Here is a 24,764-nt window from a genome sequence, read left to right on the forward strand (position 1 = left end):
CTGTTGTCCTGCGCCTTTGGCGGCGTGGTGCTTTTTTGCGCGACCCCCCCCTTAAACTCGACCGCGGAGGAGCGCGGAGACGGAGGTGGCGGAGGCGGCGGAGGCGGTGACGCCGCCCTCGGTCCCGACACCGACGCGGGCGGCGACTGGACCCCGGCGACCGACCCGCTCCGGTTCCTGCTGGACGCCCGCGAGTACGTCGGCATCGACCCGACGACCGCGGCCCACCTCGTCCGGGAGTACCGCAACACGCTGGTCGCCGACGCCCACATCCGGGCGCGGAAGGCCGAGCGGAGCGACGACGAGTCGATTCTCGACCTGCCCTACGCCGCAGTCGAGGGCGAGATGGAGGGCCACCCGTGGTTCACCTACAACAAGGGCCGGGTCGGGTTCGGCTACGACGACTACCTGCGACACGCCCCCGAGTCCAAGGAGCGCCGGTCGCTGTCGTGGGTCGCCGCGCGCCGGGACCGCGCGACGTTCTCGGCAATCGAGGGGCTGGACCGCGACGGACTCCTCGAATCGGAGTTGGGCGCGACGTTCGACGCCTTCCGGGCGACGCTGGCCGACGAGGGACTCGACCCCGCGAACTACCACTTCCTGCCGGTCCACGACTGGCAGTGGAACGACAGCGTCGTCCAGTTGTTCGCGGGCGACATCGCCGAGGACGCCATCGTCCCGCTCGGCGAGGGACCCGACGAGTACCTCCCACAGCAGTCGATTCGGACGTTCTCGAACGTCTCGGACCCGACGAAGCGCCACGTCAAGCTCCCGATTCGGGTGCTGAACACGAACGTCTATCGGGGCATCTTGGGCGAACAGGCCGAGGCCGCCCCGCGCGTGACCGAGTTCGTGAAGGGCGTGCGCGACGGCGACGCCTTCCTCCGGGACGACTGCGGCCTGCTCCTGCCGGGCGAGGTCGCCAGCGTCAACTACGAGCATCGCCACTTCTCGCGGTTCGACGACGCGCCCTACCAGTTCCACGAACTGCTCGGATGCGTCTGGCGCGAGAGCGTCGCCTCGATGGTCGGCGACGACGAGCGCCCGCTGACGCTCGCGGCGCTCGTCCACGAGGACTACGACGGCACGCCGTTGGTCTCGAAACTGGTCGAACGCTCGGGGATGGAGCTAGAGGAGTGGCTGGACGAACTCCTCGGGACCCTGCTGGACCCCCTGCTTCACTACCTCTACAAGTACGGCACGGTGTTCATGCCCCACGGGACGAACGTCGTGGTGATTCTCGACGGGGGCGTGCCGACCCGCGTCGCGGTCAAGGACTTCGTGGACGAGGTGGCTATCACCGACCGCGAGTTGCCGGAACTGGACGCCGCGCTCGCCGACGACCTGCGCGACGACGAGCGATACGACCACCACATTCTCCACCAGTTGCCGCCGGAACCGCTCTGCCAGCACGTCTTCGGCACGCTGTTCGTCGGCGTCTTCCGGTACGTCGCCGACCTGCTGGTCCGCCACCACGGCTACCCCGAGGAGGCCTTCTGGCGGCGGGTCCGGGCCGCCGTCGAGGCGTACCAGTCGCGGTTCCCGGAGTTCGGCGACCGCTTCGAGACGTTCGACCTGTTCGCTCCTCGGTTCACGAAGCACTGTCTCAATCGCAACCGCATCGTGGACTACGGCTACGAGGACTTCAGCACGCGGCCGAAGGTCCGCGGGCACGGCACGGTGGCCAACCCGCTGTACGAGGTGGCCAGCGACCGGTAGGCTGTTGGCCGATTGTCGGCGGACTCCTCGCCTCGCCACCAGCCGACCGACTTCCCGCGGCGCGCGCTCGCTGGTGAGCGCGCGCCGCCGGGTCAATGAAGAAGAATATTTCTAAAACAACGATAGGGATTGCCCGACCGACTGCGCGTCGCCGCGAAGTTCGGCGAATTTATGCGTACGCGCCAACAAAATCGAGCCGAGAGGTTTTTCGGCCAACCTAAATCGAAGCGGTTAATTACTTTTAGGTCGGCCTAAATCATATGCTCGACGGCTCCAGTAACGACGCGACGCGGCGGCGATTCCTGAAAGGCAGTACTGCGGTCGGCGTGACTGCGTTGGCGGGGTGTACCGGCGGCGAGTCCGGCGACGCCACGACGACCGAGGAGACGACGACCGAGGAGACCACCACGGAAGCGACGGAGACGACCACGACCGAAGCGACCGAGACCACCGAGGAGACGACCACCCAGTCGTCGTACTCGGTGACCATCGAACCGGTCGGCGAGGTCACCTTCGACGCGGTTCCCCGAGCGTGGGTCGCGGAGAACCCGAGTTGGGCCGACATGGGCGTCGCGCTCGGCTTGGAACCGCCGCTGGCGGTCGTCCTCACCAGCGAGTACCGCACCCACCACTACGACGACGTTCCGGGCCTGTCGGTCGATACCGACGAGATGACCTCGCTCTGGCAGGACGGCATCTCGAAGGAGTTGTTCTACAGCCTCGACGCCGACGTTCACTTCATCGACCCCAACTACATGACGAACCTCATCCCCAACTGGAAACAGAAGGACGTGGACGAGATCGTCTCGAACGTCGGGCCGTTCTGCGGCAACACCAGTTTCTCGACGTACCCGTGGCACGAGGAGTACCAGTACTACGACCTCTACGAGGCCTTCGAGAAGGTCGCGCAGGTGTTCCAGCGCACCGACCGCTACGAGGCGTTCTCGTCGCTCCACGACGAGTTCGTCGGCAACGTCACCGACCGACTGCCCGACGAGCGTCCGGCCATCGCGCTCCTCTCGCCCGCCTCGACCGAGCCGGAGAAGTTCTATCCGTACCGACTCGGCGACCGGACGGCGTACAAACACTGGCACGACCTCGGCGTGAACGACGCGCTCGACGGGTCGGACATCTCGACGTTCACCTCCGACCGCGGGACCATCGACTACGAACCGCTACTGGAGATAGACCCCGAGGTCATGCTGTTTTACACCGACCAGCACCGACCGCCCGAGGAGTTCCGCTCGACGTACCTCGACTTCCTGAAGAACCACGAGACCGCGAGTACGCTGACCGCGGTCCAGAACGGGGACGTGTACCCCGCGGGGAGCATGTATCAGGGTCCCATCATGAACCTCTCGAAGACCGAGCGCGCGGCCAAACAGCTGTTCCCCGACGAGTTCGACCGCGACGAGAAGCTCTACGACCGCCAACGCGTCGCCGACATCCGGAACGGGAGTGTCTGAGGTATGGAGTACACGACGCTGGGCGACACCGGACTCTCGGTCAGCCGCATCTGTCTGGGCTGTCTCGGATTCGGGAACGGCAAGGAGTGGATGCTCGACGCCGACGAGAGCCGCGAGATAATCGACCGCGCCATCGAGTTGGGCATCAACTTCTTCGACACCGCGAACGTCTACTCCGACGGCGGGAGCGAGGAGATACTCGGCGACGCCCTCGCCGACTACGACCGCGACCGGTTCGTCGTCGGGACGAAGGTGTTCGGCGACATGGACGAGTCGAACCCGAACGCCCGCGGACTCTCGCGAAAGGCCATCGAGCAGGAACTCGACAACTCGCTGGACCGCCTCGGGATGGACACCATCGACCTCTACCAGATTCACCGTTGGGACGACGAGGCTCCCATCGAGGAGACCCTTCGGACCCTCGACGACGCGGTGCGCCGGGGCGACGTTCGGTACGTCGGCGCGAGTACGACGCTGGCCTACCAACTCGCGGAGGCCCGACTCCTGAGCGAGTCGCGGGGCCTCCAGCCGTTCGTCTCGATGCAGAACCACTACAACCTCCTCTACCGCGAGGAGGAACGCGAGATGCTCCCCTACTGCCGGGAGAACGGCGTCGGCGTCCTGCCGTGGAGTCCGCTGGCGAAGGGGTACCTCGCGCGCCCCCACGCAGAACTCGACGCCACCGCGCGCGGCCGGACCAACGACTACACCGACCTCTACCCCTACCTCGACGGCGGCGGCCCCGAGATAAACGAGCGCGTCGAGGAACTCGCCGCAGAGAAGGGCGTCACGATGGCTCAGATAGCGTTAGCGTGGGTTCTCGACAAGGACGTGGTGGACGCGCCGGTCCTCGGGACGACCAGCATCGACCACCTCGAACAAGCCGTCGAAGCCCTCGAAATCGACCTGTCGGACTCCGACGTGGAGTACCTCGAAGAGCCGTACGAAGCGGTCAGACACACGCTCTGAGAGTCGCGCGGCGGACGCGGGCAATCAACCCGAGGTCTTCGACTCTGTACGCTTTCTATCGGGAATAAGTGGACGATTCCCGATATTTATCGATATCTCAAAACTATCCCGCCACTTATCGGAACACTTTTCAGTTTTTAGGTTAGCCTAAATCGTATGTCCCGAGAGACGGACGGCGAACACGTATCGACGCGGAGACGGTACCTGACGTACGGTGCTATCGTCGGGAGCGGGATGCTCGCTGGCTGTAGCGGCGCGATGGATTCGGACGGCGAGTCCACGACGACCGAGGAGACCGAGACGACCGCGGCGACGACCGAAGCGGAGGCGCGGACGACCGACGAGAAGACGACGACCGCAGAGTCCGGTTACACCGTGTCGATGGAGCCGATGGGGTCGGTGACGTTCGAGTCGGTTCCCGAGACGTGGGTTCCCTACGGCGGTGACTACGCCGACATGGGCGTTGCACTAGGGCAGGCAGACGGAATGACCGGCATCGGACAGTCCGGCGAGTATTACACCGACGTGTACGACGAGCTACCCGGTGTGAGCGTCGATAAAGAGCGGGTCGCGGCCAACGATTTGGTCGAGGCCGACATGTCCAAGGAACTGTTCTACGAGATGGACTGTGACGTTCACGTCATCGACACCGGGATGCTGAGAAACTGGTTCGACTGGAGCGAGTCGGACATCGAAGAAATCCGCGAGAACGTCGCGCCGTTCCTCGGGAACATGATATTCCGGCGGTCCGACGGCTGGCACGACTACCGGTTCTACACGCTCTATCAGGCGTTCGAGAAGATGGCGGCGCTGTTCGGCGAGCGGGAACGCTACGAGGCGTTCGAGCGACTCCACGACGAGTTCGTCGGGAAGATTCAGTCGGAGATGCCCCCGGCCGACGAGCGCCCGAGCGTCTTTCTCACCTACGAGGGAACCGACGAACCCGAGACGTTCTCGCCCTACCGACTCACCGACAAGGGGACGAGCAAGAAGCAGTGGCGCGACCTCGGCGTCGCCGACGCGCTCTCGGGCACCGGAATCGAGAATCTCAGCACGCAGAACCGGAGCGAACTCGACTACGAGAACTTGCTGGAAATCGACCCGGACGTGCTGTTGATTCGCGGGCACGAGGAGAAGTCCGCGGCGGAGTTCCGCGACACCGTCCTCGGGTACATGAAGGACCACCCCGTCGCCAGCGAGTTGACCGCGGTCCGGAACGGTCGGGTCTACCGCGGCGGATACCTCCGTCAGGGACCGATTCACAACCTCTTCCTGACCGAGCGCGCGGCCAAGCAACTGTACCCGGACGAGTTCGGCGAGGTGACGAGCGACGCCCGACTGTTCGACCGCCAGCGCGTCGCCGACATCGTCAACGGCGACTTTTGACCGAGGAGTCCAGCGTCGGTTTCGACCGGTCGGTACCTCGAACGGAACCCCCAACGCGATTTTGGCTGGTCTGAACCGAAGCCGTTAACCGTTTTTAGGCTGGCCTAAAAAATGTGCGAGAGAAATTCGACGACGAGAAGACGCGACGACGATTCCTCAAGGGCGGTACCGCGGTGGGTGCGACCCTCCTCGCGGGGTGTACCGGCGGCGAGTCGGGAGACGCGACCACCACGGCATCCGGGACGACGACCACGGAAGCGACGGAGACGACCACGACCGACGAGACCGAGACCACCGAGGAGACCGACGAGACGACGACCCCATCCTCGTACTCGATGACTATGGCCCCCGTCGGCGAGGTCACGTTCGAGCGGACGCCCGAGACGTTCGTCACCTACGAACCCGGTTACGCCGACATGGGCGTCGCCTTGGGGCGGGCCGACGGACTCGCGGCGGTCGGTTTCAAATCACGCTACCATACCCGGTACTACGGCGAACTCGACGGCGTCTCCGTGAGCAAGGAGGACCTGACACAGCTCTACCAGAGCGGCGTCGACGAGGAGCTGTTCTACAGCCTCGACGCCGACGTTCACCTCATCGACCCCAACTGGCTGACCCAGAACAGCGCGTTCGGACTGGACCAGAGCGACGTGGAGCGGGTGTCGGAGAACGTCGCGCCGTTCGTCGGCAACACCGTCTTCCGGCGGACCGACGGCTGGCACGACTACCGCTACTACTCGATGTACGAGGCCTTCGAGAAGGTCGCGGAGGTGTTCCGAGAGACCGAACGCTACGAGGCGTTCGAGCAGTTCCACGACTCCGTCATCGCGGACGTGCAGTCGAAGCTCCCGGCCTCGAAGGAGCGGCCCAGCGCGGCGCTGGTCTGGGCGGGCAAGAACGAACCCGAGGAGTTCACCCCCTACTACCTCAGCGGCAAGGGCACCAACAAGAAGCAGTTCCGCGACCTCGGCGTCCACGACACGCTGGCCAACACCGACATCGCGGCGCACTCCTCGTCGGACACGGGCAAGATCGACTACGAGTCCCTGCTCGAAATCGACCCCGAAGTCCTCCTGATTCGCGGCCACGAGAGCCAGTCGGCCGAGGAGTTCCGGAACACGGTCGTCCAGTACATGAAAGACCACGAAGTCGCGAGCGAACTCGCCGCGGTGAAAAACGACGAGGTGTTCCGCGGCGGTCCCATCTACGAGGGACCCATCCAGAACCTGTTCCTGACCGAGCGGTTCGCCCACGACCTCTACCCCGACATCTACTCGGGCGAACTGTTCGACCGCCGGGAGTTGGCGGCCATCGTCACCGGCGACTACTAGCGCGTCGAACGACCGGGCGGGTCGCCGACGCCGAGCTTTCCGTGGATTTATGCCTCCCTCGCCGGAAGAAGCGGTAGTTGCATTTTGGAAGCCCTAAACCGAAGCGATTAACTATTTTTAGGGCGGCCTAAATCATATGAGCGAGAAATTCGGCGACGACGAGACGCGACGACGATTCCTCAAGGGCGGTACCGCGGTGGGTGCGACCCTCCTCGCGGGGTGTACCGGCGGCGAGTCGGGAGACGCGACCACCACCACGACCGAGACGACGACCACGGAAGCGACCGAGACGACCGCGACGGAGACGGAGACGACGACCGAGGAGACCGACGAGACGACCGCCCAGTCGTCGTACTCGGTGTCCATCGAACCGGTCGGCGAGGTCACGTTCGACGGCGTGCCCGAGACGTGGGTCGCCAACAACGGCAGTTGGGCCGACATGGGCATCGCGCTCGGTCTCGACGCGCCGGAGGGCGTCTGGCTCCCGAGTCGCTACCACACGCAGTACTACGACGAGATTCCCGGCGTGAGCGTGGACGGCAGTTCCGTCCGGAAGCTGTGGGGCGACAGCGGCGTCGGCAAAGAGCAGTTCTACGAACTCGACGCGGACGTTCACGTCGCGGACCCCAACTTCCTGATGAACCGCGGCAAGTGGGAGGAGTCCGACGTAGAGGAAATTAGCACGCAGGTCGCGCCGTTCTTCGGCAACAGCATCTTCTCGCGGGGCTACCCGTGGCACGAGGACTACCGGTACTACAGCCTCTACGAGGGCTTCGAGAAGCTCTCGAAGGTGTTCCAGCGCGAGGCGCGCTTCGAGGAGTTCTCGTCGCTCCACGACGAGTTCCAGTCGAAGCTCTCGTCGGTCGTCCCCGCCGAGGGCGAGCGCCCCGCGGCCGCGACCGTCTGGGCCAGCGGCGACGAACCCGAGAAGTTCTATCCCTACATCGTCGGCGAGGGGACGAGTTTCAAGCACCTCCGGGACCTGAAGGTGACGGACGCGCTCGCGAACACCGACGTGAAGAACTTCTACGAGAGTCGGGGAGCTATCGACTTCGAGACCCTGCTGGAAGTGGACCCCGAGACGCTGATGATTCGCGGACAGGAGGGCAAGTCCGCCGAGGAGTTCCGGAACACGGTCGTCCAGTACATGGAAGACCACACCGTCGCCAGCGAACTGACCGCCGTGAAGAACGGCGACGTGTATCGCGCTGGCCCGCTGTATCAGGGTCCCATCACGAACCTCGTCGTCACCGACCGCCTCGCGCGGACGCTCTACGACGCCGACGAGCGCCTGTTCGACCCCCAGCGCGTCGCCGACATCGTGAACGGTGACTTCTGACGATGCCGGACAGTGGAACGGACGACCGGGTCGGTCCGCGAGACGACCGGACCGGTGAGACCGACGATTCGACCGGTGAGACTCCCGACTCGACCGGTGAACTGGTCACCCCGGCCGACGGCTCGACGGTCGAGGCCGACGACCGGACCGGCGGCACGACCGCCCCGACGGGGGAGAGTCGGTAACGATGGCGGGCCGAGCAACGAACGAGTCGTCCGCGGGGTCCCAGCGCGAGCGACTGACCGGCTGGGTGGACTCGTCGCTGGTCGTGCTGTGCGTCGCGAGCGTCGCGGTGACGGTCCTCGCCGGTCTCGTACAGGTAAGCTTCGGCGCGTTCTCGATGAGTCTCGTCGAGGCGTGGCAGGCCGTGTTCAATCCGCAGGTCGTCCTGAACCCCCAGACGTGGGAGGCGTTCCTGCTGGGCGGCGAGGTGCCCGAGATGAACAAGCGGAGCCTCATCGTCTGGAACATCCGGATGCCGCGGGTGTTCGTCGCCGTCGCGGCGGGGATGTGTCTCGCGGTGTCGGGTGCCATCTTCCAAGCGGTGACGCGCAACGAACTCGCCAGCCCGTTCGTCCTCGGCGTGAGTTCGGGTGCCGGGTTCACCGTCCTGCTGACGCTGGTCGTGTTCAGCAGTCTCACACCGTTCCTCCCGCTACTGGCGGCGCTCGGCGGCACCTTCGCGTTCCTGTTGGTGTACTTCATCGCGTGGAAGGACGGGACGAGTCCGGTCCGGCTGGTGCTGGCTGGCGTCATCGTCAACATGGTGTTCAGCTCGCTCCAGCGCGCGCTGTTCTTCTTCGCCGACGACTTGGGCACCGTCCAGTCGGCGATGGCGTGGATTACCGGCTCGCTGACGGGCGTCGGCTGGGAGCAGTTCCGCATCGCGGCGCTCCCGACGCTGTTCGCCGTCCTCTTCGCGCTGGCCGGGGCGCGACAGCTGAACCTCCTGTTGCTCGGCGAGCAGACCGCGAGCGCGCTCGGGATGCGCGTCGAGCGCGTCCGATTCCTGCTCTCGGGCGTCGCCATCTTGGCGGCCAGCGCCGCCATCTCGGTCGCGGGCATCATCGGGTTCTTCGGGCTCGTCGTCCCGCACATCGTCCGGCTGACGGTCGGGAGCGACTACCGGCGGTTGCTCGTCGGCTGTGTGTTCCTCGGTCCGGCGCTGATGGTCCTCGCGGATGTCGGCGCGCGCCTCGCGCTGAACCCCGTCCAGATACCCGTCGGCGTCGTCACCGGCGTCATCGGCGGGCCGTACTTCCTCTACCTGATGCGCAGGCAGGAACAGATGGGTGAGATATAATGAGCGAACAACGCCACCGAGGAGACGACGCGGCGACCGCCGATTCGAGCGCGAGCGAACTCGTCGGCGAGGAGCTAGCCATCGGCTACCCGACCACCGAGGAACCGGTCGTGGAGTGTCAGAACGTCGTCGTCCCGGCCGGAGAGGTGACGGCGCTCGTCGGCCCGAACGGGAGCGGCAAGAGTACGCTCCTGAAGTCGATGGCCGACCAACTCGCGCCCGAGCGGGGGCAGGTCCTACTGGACGGCGAGGAGGTCCAGTCGTTCGACGCGAAGGAACTCGCCACCCGGTTGGGCCTGCTCTCCCAAGAGAACGAGTCGCCGGGGTCGATTACGGTCGAGGACTTGGTGTACCACGGCCGGTACCCCCATCGAGGGTTCTTCGATTCGGTCACCGACGAGGACCGCGCCGCGGTCGAGCGAGCCATCGAGTTGGCTGGCGTCGAACACCTCCGGGACGACGAGGTGGGCAACCTCAGCGGCGGCCAGAAGCAACTGGCGTGGATAGCGATGGTCCTCGCGCAGGACACCGACGTACTCCTGCTGGACGAACCGACGACGTACCTCGACCTGCACCACCAACTCCGGGTCATGGAGGTCGTCCAGACGCTCAACCGCGAGGAGAACGTCACCGTCGGCGTCGTCCTGCACGACATCGGGCAGGCCGCGCGCTTCGCGGACAACCTCATCGCGATGAAGGACGGCGAACCGTACGACTGGGGGCCGCCCAAGGAGGTCGTGACCGAGGAACTCCTCGCGGACGTGTTCCGCGTCGATGCCGACGTGGACGGCGAGAGCGACACCGGCCCGCACATCTCGCCCCACCGCGCGCTCGACGAGTGAGGAGCCTCGTCCGAACGAGTCGGCGACTCCGCCGCGACGACCGGGCTTCGACGCCGCCGGGCGAGTCGTCCGTCGGCGCGACTCCGGGCAGGATGACTGTCTTCTGAAAAAATGGGTCTTGCGGTGACATTCAGGCGCTCTAACCCTATTTGAGGATAGAATTCGAAGCAACTATGTGTTTTTAGGTCGGCCTAAAACGTATGTCGGAAGACACTGACGACGGTACCGGACCGACGAGACGGAACTACCTGCGGTCCGGGAGCGCCGCCCTCGTCGGCGGACTCCTCGCGGGCTGTACCGGTCGGAGCGGACCCGAAGCGACGACGGGGACCGAGACTGAAGCGGCAACCCAGACGGAAACGGCAACCGAGACGGAAGCGGCAACCGAAACCGCGACGGCGACCGACGCCGCGCGCGAGGCGTGTCTGTTCCCGGTCGGCTGTCGGGAGTTCGAGACCGCCCCCGAGTCGGTCACGACGTACAACATGGGTTGGGCCGACATGGTCGTCGCCCTCGGGCAGGCCGAGAAGCTTCAGACGAACCGCTACAGCGCACCGTCGCTGTTCTACGACCGCTTCGACATCGAATACGACGCCGACCGGCCGCCGCTGTGGCAGGACGGCGGGTGGTCGAAAGAGGTGATGTACGAACTCGACCCGGACCTGTTCCTCATCGACCCGAACCTGCTGGGCGCGTGGGACAGCAACTGGTCCGACGAGGACACCCGAGAGGTAACCGAGAACGTCGCGCCCTTTTTCGGCTGTTACAACCGCCGAATCCGAGGAGAGTGGCAACAGAAACTCGACTACCCGAACGAAGCGCCCTCGATGCTGGAGGCGTTCGACGCGGTGGCAACTGCCCTCGGCGAACGCGAGCGGGCCGACGCGTGGCTCGAACTCCACGACGAGATGCAGTCGGAACTCCGGTCGCGGACCCCGTCCGCCGACCCGCCCTCCATCGCGCTCATCAACGGCGGCTCGGCCCCCGGAAAAGGGGAGTTCTACGTCCTGTACTTGGAGGACGACGGCTACGAGATGAAGCCCTACCGGGACCTGAATCTGGTCGAGGCCGACGCCTTCGCTGGCGTCGAGACCGGCCAGTACGGACTGACCGACTACGAGACGCTACTGGAGGTGGACCCCGATGTCATCCTCGTCCACTGGGGAATTACGACCGGGTCGGTGACGTTCGGCGGCGACGGCGCGTTCGACGCCGAGCAGTTCCGCGCGGACTTCGTCGAACCGATGGAGAACCACGATGTCGGGAGCAAACTCGCGGCCGTCCGCGAGGGGCGCGTCTACCCCGGACCCACGGCCGAGCAGGGACCGCTCGTCAACTTGTTCCAGACGGAGTTGACCGCGCGTCTGTTCTACCCTGACGAGTTCGGCGCGTTCGACCCGGCCGCGCCCTTCGAGGTGTCCGAAGCGAAACAGCTGTTCGACCGCCAGCGAGTTCGGGACATTCTCGCCGGAAACCTGTAGACGACGCGACTCCTCGCCAGCGACACCGACCGACTCGGGCGCTCCCCGCGTCCGGACATGTCGGTTCTCTACTAGCAATTTTAGGAGTATCGAGACCTCCATAGATATTATTCCAGTACTGAGTAAACCTCATGTAGGTGGGCGTCGTCTCCAACCCATGCTCGAACGGGTGGAGAACGAAATCGCCATACTGGAGCGTCACTGCCGCGTATTGGAGGCCGTCGCCGAACGCGAACCGGTCGGTCCCGTCACGCTGACGAATCGGCTGTCGTATCCACGCCACGAGATTCGGCGCTCGCTCCGCGTCCTCGAATCGCAAGCCCTCGCCGACTCGACCGCGAGCGGGTACGCCACGACCGACCGCGTGCCGGAGTTCCGCGACCGTCTCGACTGGCGACTCGACGAGTTCGCGCGCCGACTGGACTGTCACCACGTCGATGCGGGACTCCTCTCGGCGACGGCCGCCGACTCCGACTCCGTGGTCGCCGACTGACCGGACGCTCTTCCGTCGTCGCCCGGCGAGTCCAATCGGCGACTCGGCGTTTTTGTCTCCGGTTCGCCTTCCGACTTCTCGCTCGGTCGCGCTCGGAGACACCGCAGGAATCTACCCGTTCTCGGGATTATACGGTCGCTCCGCACCCACGATACCGTATGGCGTACGACACGTCACCCACCGAGACGCGCACAGACACGACGGTCGCTCCGCGCTACCGCCGATACCTCGCCGGGTATCTCGCGCTGACGGTCGTCGGCACCGGCGTCCTCCTCGTCCTCGCGAAACACTCCTCGAACCTGCTGGCGGCCGTCGAACTCGTCGGCGGCGGCAGTCTGCTGGTCGTCGCCAGCGTCGCGACGATACCCGCCTTCTACAAGGACGCGACCGGTCTCGACGCCGACCCGAGGAGTCCCGACTGGAAGCCCTACGTCGCGTTCGTCGTCGGGTCGCCGCTGGTCGTCTACCTCGCGGTCGCCTACGTCACGATGGCGAACGTCGCGGTCGTCGTCGCGGGCGTCGCGGTCGTCGTCGCCGCGTTCGAGGCCACCGCGGTCTACCTCTTCCGCCGCCGCAAGTACGTCGGGAGTGCGGCCGCGGAGTCGTAACGCGACAGCACAGCCCAGAAAAACCGAATTCGGAAGTCGAATCCAGAAATCGAACTCGGAAGTCAACCGAAACCCGAATCGGGACGCGAGTCTCGAAAACCGAGTCACGAAATCGGGTCGCGTGTATCGAAATCCCAACGTCGTCTAAAAGGCGGCTTACCGCTCCACGACGACGCCGCTCTCGCCGACCGCGACGGCGGCGTCGCCGACCGCGACGCCCCACAGGTCCTCCTCGACCGGCGTCGGCACGTCCCGCCACCCGGTCGTCGGCGTCCGGCGGTGGATTCGACCGCTCTCGCCGACCGCGACGACTTCGCCGCCCTCCTCGGCCAGCGCGTGGAGCGCCGACTCGCCGACCCGCGTCGGCGTCCAGTTCCCGCAGGCCCGGTCGTAGCGGTAGACCAGCCCGTCGTCGCCGGCGACCCGGACGGTCTCGTCGGTCGCGGTCACGTCGAAGAAATCGACCGCGGCGTTCCGCGCGCTGATGTCGATTCGGGCCGCCTCGGGACTGGAGGTCGTTTCGTCGGTTTCGGCCGTCTCGGGGCGACTGGCTGGCTCGTCGCCTTCGAGTGTTTCGGAACGACCGGCTATCCCGTCAGTCTCGGCTAACTGGGTTCGCCCGTCCTCCTCGAAGGTGCCGCCGTCGGTGTCCACGACGTAGAACCGGTCGCCGTCGGCGGCCAGCGCGGCGATCGACGACCCGCTCCCCGGTTCGCGGGGGTCGTCCCACGCCGGACAGCCGCGGTCGTCGGTCTCGACGCGGACGACCTCGCCGGAGCCGTTCGCCACGCGCACGCGCTCGTCGCCGCGGTCGCCAGCGACCGCGATGGCCTCCCACGTACTCGTCTTCTCCATCGGTGCGGAGTAGTCGTACTTCGTGTCCGTCTTTACGTCGTACGCCCCGAGCGCGCCCGAGGAGCCCGCGAACCAGACGCGCTCGCCGTCGGCGGTCACCCCCGCGTCGTTGAGGGCGTTGTGGTGTGCGCCCGGCCCGTCGGCCACGATGACTCGCCACTCGGTGTCGTCGGTCTCGGCGCGGGCGTCGTTTTCATCGCCGTCGTCGTTCTCGGCGTCGCCGTCCCCCCGACCGTCTCGCGCGAGAACGATACCGTCCTCGCCGACGGCGTACGGTCCGGCGACCGTCCCGACGACGGCGTACAGCGCCGCGTCGGTCGGCGTCTCCGCGACCGACCACGCCGGTTCGTCGGCGGGGTCGGCGAGGTCGGCGGTGGAACGGTCGCTGGAAGGGGGTCGGTCGTTCGCGGATTCGTCCGTACCGGTCATCGGTGGTCGGTCACGGGCCGAACTCCTCTTTGTGTTCCTTGTAGAGGATGCCGGTGAAGACGGCGAACGGGACGAGACCCGCCACGGTCGCGGCGAGCGCGACGTTCACGAGCGTCGGCACCGCGAAGTGGGTGTAGAAGTAGCCGAGGACCGCGATGCCCGAGCAGATGAAAAACACCACGCTCGAAATCGCCAGTCCGAAGCTCAACCGGCGGTACTGCCACCCCAAGTTCTCCGAGCGACGGAGCATCTTGATGAGAACTGCCACGGGTGGAATTGCCAATGCGACCAACTGCAACACTGCCAGTGCGATGTCTTGTGCGATTGCCATGTTCGGAGTAATCGTGTTCGGCTCGAGTCGGGTCGAAAGCGATGCTTTCGGGCGATTCGACTGAAACGGGACGACGCCTCGGGTCGGTTACGACAGCGCCTCGTGAGCGCCAGCGACCCGCGAGACCGCGACCGCGTAGGCGGCCTCGCGCCAGCGACTCCCCGCGGGAGACCGGTGGTCTGCCGTAGAGTCCCCGAGGTCGCGCTCGGCCACGTGGTCGCGGACCTCGTGCCACGCCGAGACGACCCGCGAGTCGAGGCGCTCGGCGAGTTGCTCGGCCGACCAGCGTCGGGTGGTCACGTCGCTCAGCCACTCGAAGTAGGAGGCGACGACGCCGCCCGAGTTGGCCAGCAGGTCGGGCACGACCGGAATCCCGCGCTCGGCCAGACGGGCGTCGGCCGCGGGCGTCGTCGGGCCGTTCGCGCCCTCGACCACCAGCGAGGCGTCCACCGCGTCGGCGTTGGCTTCGGTCAGGACCTCCTCGACCGCCGCGGGGACCAACAGGTCCACGTCCATCGCCAGCAGTTCCGCGTTCGAGACGAACGTCGCGTCGTGGTCTGTCACCGCGCCGGGGCGCTCGAACGCCGCGGGGACCGCGTGGGTGTCGAGTCCGTCGGGGTCGTAGACGCCGCCGTGGGCGTCGCTGACCGCGACGACGCTCGCGCCCCAGTCGTCCAGCAGGCGGGCCGCGTTCGCGCCGACGCTCCCGTAGCCCTGCACCGCGACCGTGGCGTCCTCGACAGAAGCGCCGTAGTGGCGCAGGGTCTCGCGGGCGACCAGCGCGACGCTCCTGCCCGGTGCCGCGCGGCGCTCTGCCAACCCGCCGACAGCGGTCGGTTTGCCCGTCACGACGCCGCGCTCGGCGCTCCGGTCGGCGTACTCGTCGGCGAACCACGCCATCTCTCGGGGACCGGTGCCGAGGTCGGGCGCGGGCACGTCCCTGCGCGGGCCGACGAACTCCCCGAGCGCGTCGGCGTAGTTGCGCGTCAGTCGCTCGCGCTCGTCGCGGCTCAGTTCTCGGGGGTCGACTCGCAGGCCGCCCTTCCCACCGCCGTAGGGCAAATCGACGAGCGCGCACTTCCACGTCATCGCGGCCGCGAGGGACGCGCACTCCTCGCGCGAGACCGACGAGCGGTAGCGCAGGCCGCCCTTGTACGGGCCGCGAACGCCGTCGTGCTGGACCCGAAAGCCGGTCACGGTCTCGACGGTGCCGTCGTCGCGCTCGAAGGGGACCGCGACGCGGTGGGTCCGGTCGGGGTGGGCCAGACGCTCGCGTATCGCCGGGTCGAGGCCGAGGCGGTCGGCGGTGCGCTCGAACTGCCGGTGGGTCGTTGCGAGCGCCGCGGCGTCGTCGTCGGCATCGCGTTCAGCGCCGTCGCCGTCCGCACCGCGTCCGGCGTCGCCGTCGCTACTCGTCATCGGCCAGACACTCCCGCTGCCAGTCGAGGTGCGCGGCTAGCTCCTCGCGGGTCCGGTCGGTGAGGCGGTAGACCTTGGTCCGACCGTCGAGCGGGAGCGTGTGAACGCGGTCGGCGTCCACCAGACCCCGGAGGTTCTGGTAGAGTCGCCCCTGATTTATCTCTTCGCCGTAGTGGGCCTCTAGCTCCTCGCGGACGGCGACGCCGTGGGGGTTCGACCCCTCCAGTCTGGCGACGGTGAACAGGAGGTCCCGCTCGAACCCGATGAGGCCCGCGAGCGGTTCGGGGTCGGGTCGGCTCCGGTCCTCCTCGATTCGGCTTCCGTCTCCACTTCGATTCCGACTGTCCGCGGCCTGCTCGTCGTCGCCGTGTCGATTCCGGTCGTCTTCGGCTCGATTCTCGTCGTGCCGTGCGCTGTCGCTCGGCTTGTTCTTCGTTGCCATAGATTCTCACGGCGGCCAATGGCCGCCACGCCGCACGCGGGTCTCGAACCCGCCGTCAGCCTGTCTGAGTGCGGTGATTCGATTCGCAAAATCCGGACAGGGTGGCCGGGTTACCGTCGCTTCGAACAGCAACAGCAGTGGCCCGACCGGGGGCCGGTGCCGCCGCCCCTCCTCGCCTCGGCCCACGTCCGGTAGGCCGGTTGGCCGAACGTCCAGACGGCCGACCCGCCCGAGACGGTGAGATACGCCAGTCGCATCTCGACGGGGACCGCCGCGAGGTCCAACAGTCCCATCCCGGCCCCGACGAAGACGCCGACGAACGAGGAGACCAGCAGGAACGCCAGCACGTCGTTTGTCAGCCAGAAGCGCGCCTCCGCGGAGTTGGTGTCGCCGTCACTCCCCTCGACGGGGTCGTCGGCTTCCCTCGGCGCGTCGCCTGCGCGCTGGCCCCTGCTCGCGTCGCGGGCGTCTCCTCGCGCGCCGCGGGTGGTTCGGTCGTCGGTCCGTGGTTCGTCGCTCGATGCGTTGCCGGTCGGTCGGTCGTCATTCGATGCGTCGTCGGTCGGTCGGTCGTCGTTCGATGCGTCGTCGGTCGGTCGGTCCCCGCTCGATGCGTCGCCGCTCGCCGTCGCTCGCTGTGTGGTGTCGTCGGTCATGAAGCGTCCTCCTGAAGTCGGTTATCTGCGCTTCTCGCTCGCCGGTCCGGCGGTCACGACCCGGCGAACGAACGCCGCGAAGTCGGCCAGTCGCCCTTCGTGGCGGACCAGTAGGGTCCCGAGGAGACTCGTCGCCAGTACGTAACCGACGCCGAACTCGGGAACGAGTTCGGCGGGTCCGCCCGCGAGGAGGCCGCCCGCGAGCGCGGCCAGCACCAAGGAGAACTCTCCTCGGGCGACCATGCCGACCCCGACCCGGAGCGACCGGCGCTCGTCGAGGCCGTAGAGTCGGCCGCCGACGAGGCCGCTGGCGAGTTTGCTCGCGGTCGTGGCGACGACCGCCACGGCCAGCAGACCCGCGAGGTCGAACAGCGCGAGAAGGTCCGTCGAGAGTCCGATGGCGAAGAAGAAGATGGCCGAGAAGAGGTCCCGGACCGGCGCGAGGACGCGCTCGACGCGGGCCTCCGCGTTGGTCCGGCCGACCGCCGCGCCGACGACGAAGGCGGTGACGCCGACGCTCAGACTCGTCGCGGTCGCGGCGCTGGCGACCAGCGTCGTCACCCCGAGGACCCGGAGCGCGAACAGTTCGTCCGAATCGACGCGCAGGAGTCGTTCGAGGAGGGCGGTGCCGTACCACCCCGCGAGCGCGACGACGCCGAGGAGGCCGAGGCTGGTGGCGACCCGGACCGCGGCGTCGGCGACGCCGCCGCCCGGCCCGAGCGCCGAGACGACCGCGAGGTACGCCGCGATGGCGAGGTCCTCGAAGACGAGGACGCCAAGAATCGGCTCGCTCTCGGCCCCGGCTATCCACCCGCGCTCGACCAGCGCCTTCGTCACGATGGCCGACGACGAGATGTAGACGATGCCCGCGACCAGCAGGGTCGCCACCGGGCCGAACCCGAACGCGAGACCGAGCGCGACGCCGACCGCGAAGTTGAGCGCGAAGTCCGCCAGTCCGGCCCCGACGAGTCGCCGGTAGTTGGCGACCAGTCGCTCGAAGCTGACGTGGACCCCGAGGAAGAAGAGGAGCGCCACGAGACCGAGGTCGGCGAAGACGTGGACGAACTCCGGGTCGCCGACCAGCGCCACCGGGACGCCCCAGAGGGCGGTCGGCGCGCTCGGCCCGACGACGATTCCCGCGAGGATGTACGCCGGGATGACCGACTGGCCGAAGCGAGCGGCCAGCGTGCCCGCGACCGCCAGCGCGGTCAGCAGGACGCCGAGTTTCGCAATCGCCGGGAGTGCGTTCGCGGGGAGTGTGTTCGCTGGGAGGGCGGTCGCGGGGAGAGCGGTCGCCGGAAGACCGGTCGTCGCGTCCGCGAGCGCAGACGAGAGCATCGCCCCAGTCACTCGCCCGTCACGAGTTCCTTCAACTCTTTCTGCTCGTCGCGGGCACCGAGCGCGACCACCCAGTCGCCCGCCAGCAACTCGAAGTCGGGGTCGGGACTCGGGTGGGTCTCGCCGTCGCGGCGAACCGCCAGCAGGGTCGCGCCCGTGGCTTCGCGGACGTTCGCGTCGCCGAGTCGCCCGCCCGCGAGCGGCGCGTCCGCCGGGAGTCGGTACCACTCGATGAGGGCGTCGCCGACCGGGACCTCGACCGAATCGAGCGCGACCGGTTGGAAGTAGGCCCCTTCGAGGACGGCCCCGAGTTTCCGGGCCTGCTCGTCGCGCAGACAGAACAGGTGAGTCGTCTCGCCCGCGGTCGAGGAGCGCCCGCCCGAGTTCGGGGGTCGCTCGCCCGCGTCGGGGGCGCGTCGATACACGTCGCGGTCGCCGTCGTGGTGGACCACGACGACGAGTCGGTCGTCGTCCAGTTCGAGTTCGTACTTCCGGCCGACACCGGGAAGTTCGGTTTCGTACACGGTCATGGGTCGAGTTGGTGAATTTAGTCTCGGAAAGCCGGGAATCGCGGTCGTCTCGCCGCGAGGTACGACATCGCGTCGCTCCTCGCGGGGGCGGTTCGGCATACCCTGCGTCCGTCGCGGGGTTCGGCACGCTTCGCTTCCGTCGGTTCGAGGTGGTTCGGTACTCGGTCCCGCCGGTTCGCGGGACGGGTCAGGCGAGGGACGGCGACAGGTGGACGACGAGACGCCGACCGACCGCCAGCGCGGCGTCCCACGCCCAGTCTATCGGGGTCCAGACGCCGAAGGCGTGGGAAATCGCGTCGTCGAGGGCGACGAGTCCGTACCACGCGACCAGCAGTCGCCAGCGGTCGCCGTAGCGAGTCGTCACCGCGCCCCCGACGACGACGCCGAGCGCACCGGCCAGACAGACGAGCGCGCCCGCGACGGGGTGGTAGCGCCAGACGTGAATCCAGCCGAACAGGCCCGCGAACGCGCTCCCGGTGACGACGACCGGTTCCTTCCGCGGGTAGATGTCCCACTTGCGCGCGCTGGTGAACAGCACGAGGTACAGCGCGTACAGGAAGTGGTGGGGAGCGTACAGTGCGCCGTCGGGAATCGACTGTGCGGGGAAGGTCATGGGTAATGTCTCTCGTCGGTCGGTCACGAATCGCAGTTCGGGTCGGTCGGGGCTTCGTCGGCAGGAGGGTCGGCGGCGGGGTCCGGGGCCTCGGACGCGCCCGTCGCGCCGGGCGGGTCGAACTGTCGCCACTCCGGGGTGAGCAGGCGCTCGTCCACGTTCCAGACGTTGGCCTCCTCGACCGGCGGTCGCCGCCGGAGCGACCGGACGACGTTCCAGAGCCAGACGACCTGCGCGAGGCCGAGGAGGTACGCACAGACCGTCGCGAACTGCTGGAGCGGGGCGAGCGCGGTCGGGTAGGTCGCCATCCGGCGCGGCAGGCCGTGGAACCCCAACAGGACCAGCGCGCCGAAGGTGCCCGCGGTCCCGACCGCGGTCAGCCAGAAATGGAGTTTGGCGAGCGAAGGGTCGTAGGTCCGCCCGGTGACGAGCGGGAACCAGTAGTAGACGCCCGCGAACAGCGCGAAGGCGCTGGTGCCGACCAGCATGAAGTGGAAGTGGCCGACGACGTAGTAGGTGTCGTGGAACAGCCGGTCCACCGGAATCGACGCGAGGAACACGCCCGTCACGCCGCCGACGACGAAGTTGGCGACCGCGCCGAGGCAGAACAGCATCGGCGCGGCCAGCCTGAGCGACCCGTTCCACAGCGTCGCTATCCAGTTGAACGCCTTGACCGCGCTCGGGAGCGCGATGGCCAGCGTCACCCCCATGAAACTCGCCTGAATCCGCGGGTCGAGTCCGGTGGTGAACATGTGGTGCGCCCAGACGCCGTACGCGAGGACGCCGATGGCCAGCGTCGAGTAGACGACGAACCGCTCGCCGAACAGCTTCCGCCCCGCGAATCTCGGCAGAATGAGACTCACGAGCCCCATCGGCGGCAACACGAGGATGTAGACTTCGGGGTGGCCGAAGAACCAGAACAGGTGTTGCCACAGCATCGGGCCGCCGCCCTCGACGGCGTAGAACGTCGTGCCGAAGTTCCGGTCCAGCAGGAGCATCAGGAGTGCGCTCCCCAGCAGGGGAAACGAGAACAACACCAGTCCGCCGGTCGTCAGCATCGTCCACGAGAAGATGTCGAGGTCGGCCCACGACACCTCTCGCTCGGCGAAGACGGTCACGATGAAGTTGATGCCGCCCATGATGGTGCTGACTCCCGACAGGTGGAGTCCGAGCAACAGCAGGTCCACCGACCGGTTGGTCACCTCGACGGACATCGGCGCGTAGAGGGTCCACCCGACCGCGGGCGGTGAGACGCCGGGGACGCCAGCGAGGTCCGCCAGCAGGCCCGACCGCAGCAGCACCGCGGCGGGCACCAACAGCCAGAACGCGACCGCGTTGACGCGGGGGAACGCCATCTCCTCGGCCCCGACCAGCGCCGGGAGGAGGTAGTTGCCCAGTCCGAACACGACCGGCGCGGCGAACAGGAACAGCATCGTCAGCCCGTGGGTGGTGAACAGCGCGTCGTAGGTCCCCGGTCCCCAGACCTCGGCGTTGGGCGTCAACAGGTCGGTCCGGAGCATCAGCGCGTCGCCCGCGCCGACGACGCCGCACGCGAACCCGAAGACGAGATAGAGGAGTCCCACGTCCTCGTTGTCCACGGTGGTCAGCCACCGTCGGAGACCGTCTGGTTTCGTGGGCATGGACTGGGTTCGGTGTCGTTCGGCTGGTCGATTACTGCTGTGAGAAATATTTTGACTGCTCTCGAAATTCTCTACAATTTCTATCCGTGTGTAGAGATTGCTTTCCGTCGGCGCGGGTTCGTTCTCGCCAACGAGCGTCGAGACTGCACTGCGACCGCCGATAGCACCGCAGGTCGCGCCGCGACCGCCGACAGCACAGCGAACCACTTCGATGCCGACGCACATCGAGACCGCACCGCGACCGCCGACGGCACAGCGAACCGCTCTATCGCCGATGCAGATCAAGACCGCACCGCGACCGCAAGCTGCACCGCGACCGCCGACGGCACAGCGAACCGCTCTATCGCCGATGCAGATCAAGACCGCACCGCGACCGCAAGCTGCACCGCGACCGCCGACGGCACAGCGAACCGCTCTATCGCCGATGCAAATCAAGACCGCACCGCGACCGCCGACGGCACCGCGACCGCCGACAGCCCCGCGACTGCACCGCGACGACTTGCGATTTCATCGCGCGTAGCGCAGGAGTTCCCGACACCCGAGGAGACCGACCGACGTGGCCAACCCGAACGCCAGCGTGGGACTGACGGCGTAGAGGACGCCCCCGACGAGCGCACTCGGCACGGTCACGCCTCGGACGACGAGGCGGAGCGAGTCGCGGGAGTCGCCCCGTCGGGCGAGTGTCACGAGCCACTGCTCGCGGGTCGGGCGCGCGGCGAGACCGACGCCGAACCCCGCGAACAGCGCGGCCGCGACGAGCGCGTTCGGCGGCGTCGCGGCCAGCGCGAGCGGGAACAGCGAGACGACCAGCGCACCCGCGCCAGCGACGACCTCCTCGCCCACGCGGTCGGTCAGTCGGGCCGCGGGGAGCGTCGCGAGGAGGGCGGCGAGCGTCTCGGCGGCCAGCAGGCCCGCGAAGACCGCGGCCGGTTCGACCGTCCCGCCGAACAGCGTCGCGGTCACGCCGAAGTCCGCGACCGCGAGGACGAGGAACGGGTACGAGAGGCCCCTCGCGGCCCGGACCAGCGACTCGCCGACGACGAACGCCCGCTCGTCGCCCGCGAGGTCCCGCAGGGCGGCCACCGCCTCGTCGAGCGACGGCGGGGTCCGATTCCGGACCGCGGCGTCGGGCGGGTCGAGGACGAGTCGGCCGACCGTGGCCGCGACGGCGAGACTGGCCGCTCCGGCGCTGGCCACCTGAAACGCGGGCGAGACGCCGCCGACGGCGACGAGGAGACCCGCGAGGACCGGCAGGCCCACGAGGAGACCGACCCGCCGGAACGTCAGCGCCGCGGCGGTTCGCTCGGCGAACTCCTCGGTCGGCAGGCGTCGCTCGACCACGCCGACGGTGACGCCGGGACCGTGGGAGTACCACGTCGCCAGACAGACCGCGCCCGCGAGCGTCCAGCGCCACGGGCCGAGTGCCCACCACAGCGCCCCGACCGAGCCGAGTTGCGGCGCGGCGACCCACAGCAGGTAGCCCGCCGCCGCGACGAGACCGAACGCGCCGACCAGAACGCGCGAGGACCGGCCGGGCGAGTCGGTCGCCGCGCCGTCGTCGGGCTCGCTTCCGGCGGAGTCGGCAGGGGTATCTCCGGCGAAATCGCCGGAACCGTCCGCGACGTACTCCTCGCGGAGCGCGGCGATTCGGCCGTCGAACGGGTGGTCGTTCGGGTCGAGGCGCTCCCAGTAGTCCCGGAGCGCGCCGCCGACGAGCGGCGTCCCGAGTCGCGCCAGCGACCACCCGGCCCAGACGACGCCGATGGCGGCCGGGCCGGTGCCGAGCGCGCGCAGGTACGCCGGGAGAACTCGGACCAGCACCCGCGTCGCGAGGCCGACGCCCAGCGTCAGCACCGCGACGGCGAACAGACCCGGTTCGCGCTCGTGGAGGTCGCGGAACGCCGCGAGGCCCCGCGGTCTCCCGGCGGTCGCGGCGCGGTCGCGCTCGGTCGGTTGCTCTTGCGATTCGCGCTCGGTCGGTTGCTCTCGTGACTCGCGCTCGGCCGGTCGCTCCCGCGATTCGCGCCCGGTCATTCACTCGCTCCGGAGGCGTCGGTACGCCTCCACGAATCGGTCGAACGCTTTCGCGGCCGCCGCGCCGACGACCCGGACTGCGCGCCCGAGCGCCCGGAGAAGGTCGGCGGCCCGCCGGGCGGCGGTCGCCATCGCTCGCCCGAACCGCTTCGCGCCGGTCGCCAGCGCCGACAGGCCCGCCTTCGTCGGTCCGGCCGCTCGCTCGGCGCGGTAGAGGTACGGCCCGACGATACCGGGGAGCGCGACGAGGAGGTTCCCGATGCGCTCGTGGCCGTAGGCCGCGCCGACCTGCGCGAGGAACAGCGGCGTGAACAGCAGATTGAGCGCGAGGGTGTAGCCCGCACCCGGTCCGGTCGCGCCGCCGGTCGCGCCCTGCGCGGGAATCAGCCCCGAGAAGTCGAACAGGTAGTGGACCGCGACGCCCGCGACGACCGCCGCGAGCGCCGTCGCGCCGAACATGACCGCCGCCATCCGCGAGCCGTAGTAGCGCCGGTAGGTTCTGACGAGTTGCGGAATCGCGAGGTCGGCGAAGACGAACGCCAGCACCGCGCCGAACGCGACGCCGTTGTTCCACAGCACGAGGGCGAACGGGACGTTCCCGACCGAGCAGAGGAACGTGAGGACGCCGATGGTGACCCCCAGCACGACGTGGACCGTCACCCACGTCAGCGACCCCTCGCCGCCGACGCCGAACAGCGAGGTCCACCACGCGTCGGGGACGAACGCCGCGATGAGACCCGCCAGCAGGAAGCCGAGCGCGATGTCCTCCCAGAGCATGTCCCACTCCCGAATCGCGTTGGTCGCGGCCGTCTTCCAGCCCGCGAGCGACCGGAGGTCGGCGGTCTCGGCCTCCACCACGTCGGCGTCGTTGCGGGCGCGGTACGCCCGGAGACAGCCGCCACAGCAGAAGTACTCGGTCGCGCCGTCCACGGTCGCCGCCACGGTGTCGTCGTCGCTCGGGTCGGCGGTCATCCCGCAGGCGGGGCAGGTCACCTCGTCGAGTTCAAGCGCGTGCTGGCGGGCCACTTCGAACCACTCGCTGGGCACCACGTCGCGGTAGAGGTACGCGAGGACCCCGACCGCTATCAGGCCGCCGACGAACTCCGCGGCGACGAACTGCCAACCCAACAGAATCCACATCACGAGACCCAACTCCGCGACTAAATCGGTCGCCGCGAACTGGAACGCCGCCAGCGACGAGACCCCCGACGCGCCCTTCTTGAACAGCGTCTTGGCGGTCGCCACCGCCGAGAACGAGCAACTGGACGACAGCGACCCGAACAGCGTCCCGTAGCCGACCTCGCGCAGGCCGTCGTCGCCGAGGTACTCGGCCATCCGGTCGTCGCCGACGAACTCCTCGACCGCGCCGGTGATGGTGAACCCCAACACGAGCGCCCACCACGTCTCCCACGCCATGCCGAGCGCGAGTCCGATACCCTCGAAGAACGACCAGACGAGTCCTAAAATCGACATTCTTCCTCCGTCGTTCGGCCGGTCGTTCTGTCGGTCGGTTTCGGAGCTATCCGTCCGTCAGCCTCGC

General features: G+C 67.9%; 23 protein-coding genes. 12 read left to right on the plus strand and 11 right to left on the minus strand.

What is annotated here, in order from left to right; all coding sequences use genetic code 11:
• From EPL00_RS01005 to EPL00_RS01060, 12 genes are all read left to right on the plus strand, one after another.
• Window positions 1-1,719, plus strand: a 1,719-nt coding sequence (locus tag EPL00_RS01005; RefSeq protein WP_162224180.1) for an IucA/IucC family protein, incomplete at its 5' end; no start/stop codon positions are given.
• 260 nt (window positions 1,720-1,979) lie between these two features.
• Complete coding sequence (locus EPL00_RS01010; RefSeq protein ID WP_135852256.1) at window positions 1,980-3,185, plus strand: ABC transporter substrate-binding protein; 1,206 nt, start codon at window positions 1,980-1,982, stop codon at window positions 3,183-3,185.
• Window positions 3,186-3,188: 3 nt separating this feature from the next.
• Window positions 3,189-4,154 (plus strand): aldo/keto reductase, encoded by a 966-nt coding sequence (locus tag EPL00_RS01015; RefSeq protein WP_135852255.1) that lies wholly within the window; start codon window positions 3,189-3,191, stop codon window positions 4,152-4,154.
• Between the two features lie 156 nt (window positions 4,155-4,310).
• Window positions 4,311-5,540 carry an ABC transporter substrate-binding protein gene (locus EPL00_RS01020; protein ID WP_135852254.1) on the plus strand — a complete coding sequence of 410 codons (1,230 nt, stop codon included), beginning with the start codon at window positions 4,311-4,313 and terminating at the stop codon, window positions 5,538-5,540.
• A gap of 113 nt (window positions 5,541-5,653) precedes the next feature.
• Complete coding sequence (locus tag EPL00_RS01025; RefSeq protein ID WP_135852253.1) at window positions 5,654-6,871, plus strand: ABC transporter substrate-binding protein; 1,218 nt, start codon at window positions 5,654-5,656, stop codon at window positions 6,869-6,871.
• 136 nt (window positions 6,872-7,007) lie between these two features.
• On the plus strand, window positions 7,008-8,210 hold the full coding sequence (locus EPL00_RS01030) for an ABC transporter substrate-binding protein (protein ID WP_135852252.1): 1,203 nt from the start codon (window positions 7,008-7,010) through the stop codon (window positions 8,208-8,210).
• Between the two features lie 2 nt (window positions 8,211-8,212).
• Window positions 8,213-8,395 (plus strand): hypothetical protein, encoded by a 183-nt coding sequence (locus tag EPL00_RS01035; RefSeq protein WP_135852251.1) that lies wholly within the window; start codon window positions 8,213-8,215, stop codon window positions 8,393-8,395.
• Between the two features lie 2 nt (window positions 8,396-8,397).
• On the plus strand, window positions 8,398-9,513 hold the full coding sequence (locus EPL00_RS01040; RefSeq protein WP_135852250.1) for a FecCD family ABC transporter permease: 1,116 nt from the start codon (window positions 8,398-8,400) through the stop codon (window positions 9,511-9,513).
• Window positions 9,513-10,355, plus strand: a complete 843-nt coding sequence (locus EPL00_RS01045; protein ID WP_135852249.1) for an ABC transporter ATP-binding protein — start codon at window positions 9,513-9,515, stop codon at window positions 10,353-10,355. The genes EPL00_RS01040 and EPL00_RS01045 overlap by 1 nt, the downstream gene beginning before the upstream one ends.
• A 200-nt stretch (window positions 10,356-10,555) precedes the next feature.
• Window positions 10,556-11,836 carry an ABC transporter substrate-binding protein gene (locus EPL00_RS01050; protein ID WP_135852248.1) on the plus strand — a complete coding sequence of 427 codons (1,281 nt, stop codon included), beginning with the start codon at window positions 10,556-10,558 and terminating at the stop codon, window positions 11,834-11,836.
• Between the two features lie 157 nt (window positions 11,837-11,993).
• Complete coding sequence (locus EPL00_RS01055; RefSeq protein ID WP_135852247.1) at window positions 11,994-12,329, plus strand: hypothetical protein; 336 nt, start codon at window positions 11,994-11,996, stop codon at window positions 12,327-12,329.
• Window positions 12,330-12,487: 158 nt separating this feature from the next.
• Window positions 12,488-12,937 (plus strand): hypothetical protein, encoded by a 450-nt coding sequence (locus EPL00_RS01060; RefSeq protein ID WP_135852246.1) that lies wholly within the window; start codon window positions 12,488-12,490, stop codon window positions 12,935-12,937.
• A gap of 156 nt (window positions 12,938-13,093) precedes the next feature.
• Here the strand turns inward: EPL00_RS01060 and EPL00_RS01065 are convergent, their stop codons facing one another.
• From EPL00_RS01065 to EPL00_RS01115, 11 genes are all read right to left on the minus strand, one after another.
• Window positions 13,094-14,221, minus strand: coding sequence for a hypothetical protein (locus EPL00_RS01065; protein WP_135852245.1), 1,128 nt, complete (start codon window positions 14,219-14,221; stop codon window positions 13,094-13,096).
• A gap of 10 nt (window positions 14,222-14,231) precedes the next feature.
• Window positions 14,232-14,552 (minus strand): hypothetical protein, encoded by a 321-nt coding sequence (locus EPL00_RS01070; protein WP_238398099.1) that lies wholly within the window; start codon window positions 14,550-14,552, stop codon window positions 14,232-14,234.
• 87 nt (window positions 14,553-14,639) lie between these two features.
• A complete protein-coding gene (locus EPL00_RS01075; protein ID WP_135852244.1) occupies window positions 14,640-15,971 on the minus strand; it encodes a Glu/Leu/Phe/Val family dehydrogenase in 1,332 nt (443 codons plus the stop codon).
• Window positions 15,961-16,413, minus strand: a complete 453-nt coding sequence (locus tag EPL00_RS01080; RefSeq protein ID WP_135852243.1) for a helix-turn-helix transcriptional regulator — start codon at window positions 16,411-16,413, stop codon at window positions 15,961-15,963. Before EPL00_RS01080 ends, EPL00_RS01075 begins: the two co-directional genes overlap by 11 nt.
• A gap of 110 nt (window positions 16,414-16,523) precedes the next feature.
• Window positions 16,524-17,069: a hypothetical protein gene (locus EPL00_RS01085; RefSeq protein WP_135852242.1), complete on the minus strand. Its 546-nt coding sequence runs from the start codon at window positions 17,067-17,069 to the stop codon at window positions 16,524-16,526.
• A 21-nt stretch (window positions 17,070-17,090) separates the two neighbouring features.
• Entirely contained in the window at window positions 17,091-18,407 is a 1,317-nt protein-coding gene (locus EPL00_RS01090) for a cation:proton antiporter (RefSeq protein ID WP_135852241.1), read from the minus strand.
• An 8-nt stretch (window positions 18,408-18,415) separates the two neighbouring features.
• Window positions 18,416-18,937 (minus strand): cation:proton antiporter regulatory subunit, encoded by a 522-nt coding sequence (locus tag EPL00_RS01095; RefSeq protein ID WP_135852240.1) that lies wholly within the window; start codon window positions 18,935-18,937, stop codon window positions 18,416-18,418.
• A 187-nt stretch (window positions 18,938-19,124) separates the two neighbouring features.
• The gene (locus tag EPL00_RS01100; RefSeq protein WP_135852239.1) at window positions 19,125-19,550 is read right to left on the minus strand and encodes a hypothetical protein; all 426 of its coding nucleotides are present in this window, start codon (window positions 19,548-19,550) and stop codon (window positions 19,125-19,127) included.
• A 23-nt stretch (window positions 19,551-19,573) separates the two neighbouring features.
• Window positions 19,574-21,190 (minus strand): cbb3-type cytochrome c oxidase subunit I, encoded by a 1,617-nt coding sequence (locus tag EPL00_RS01105; protein WP_135852238.1) that lies wholly within the window; start codon window positions 21,188-21,190, stop codon window positions 19,574-19,576.
• Between the two features lie 507 nt (window positions 21,191-21,697).
• Window positions 21,698-23,224, minus strand: coding sequence for an MFS transporter (locus EPL00_RS01110; RefSeq protein WP_135852237.1), 1,527 nt, complete (start codon window positions 23,222-23,224; stop codon window positions 21,698-21,700).
• Window positions 23,225-24,697, minus strand: coding sequence for a permease (locus EPL00_RS01115; RefSeq protein ID WP_135852236.1), 1,473 nt, complete (start codon window positions 24,695-24,697; stop codon window positions 23,225-23,227).
• Window positions 24,698-24,764: the final 67 nt, after the last annotated feature.

It is taken from the genome of Halorussus salinus, assembly GCF_004765815.2.
Lineage (GTDB): Archaea > Halobacteriota > Halobacteria > Halobacteriales > Haladaptataceae > Halorussus > Halorussus salinus.